The sequence below is a fragment of the Neisseria sp. P0021.S007 genome (assembly GCF_051956855.1).
Map to the genome: position 1 here is coordinate 1 of NZ_JBQCXA010000399.1, position 761 is coordinate 761.

General features: G+C 51.4%; 1 protein-coding gene. It reads right to left on the minus strand.

Annotated features, from left to right (window positions below; genetic code table 11):
* On the minus strand, positions 1-761 hold a 761-nt coding region (locus tag ACTHUR_RS13615), incomplete at both ends, for a TonB-dependent siderophore receptor (protein ID WP_440399063.1).

Genomic DNA, 761 nt, shown 5'->3' on the forward strand with positions numbered 1-761 from the left:
GGCGTGTGCAGGCTGAAATTAGTGCCTGCGGGGACGGTGCCTTTGCTTTCCGCTTCAAGATATTTGGACCGGTTGAACGTATAACCTGCAAACAGTTTCCAATCTTCGCTCAGGTTGCCGGATATTTCGGCTTCGATGCCGCGGCTGCGGACTTTGCCGACGGGTTCCCAATACCATTTTTGGTCTGCCGTATCCCAAACCTGCACCGCGCGGTTTTTCTGTTCGATGTCAAACAGGGCAAGCGAGGTATTCAGCTTGCGGTCGAACCATTCCCCCTTACAGCCGATTTCGTAGTTCGCGCCGGTAACAGGGTCAAGATAGGATTTGTCTTTGCGCTGATTGCTGTTCGGTTTGAAGATGGATGTGTAGCTGGCATACAGGCTTTGGTTCGGCGTCAAATCGTAGGTAACGGCGAAATAAGGATTGAAACGGACGGTTTTGCGGTCGGTAACCGAATCGGGATCGTTGTCTATGCTGCCGCCTGTGTAGAAATAGTCGGTTATGTATTTCGATTTGATGTGGTTCCAACGCGTCCCTGCCATGATGTGCAGTTTTTCTTTCAACATATTGAAACGGAAGCCCAAAAGCAGCGCGTGGGTGGTGCGTTTGGAATGGGTTTCCCAATACATCTGATAAGGAGTGGCGTACCAGTCGGCGGGTTCGGAGATTTCGTTGCCGGTAAAGGTCATCGGGTCAAAGGAAACGCCCGGGTTGTATTGACGGCGGCTGCCGTTGTTTTTGGTGTGCGTATAAGTGTATTC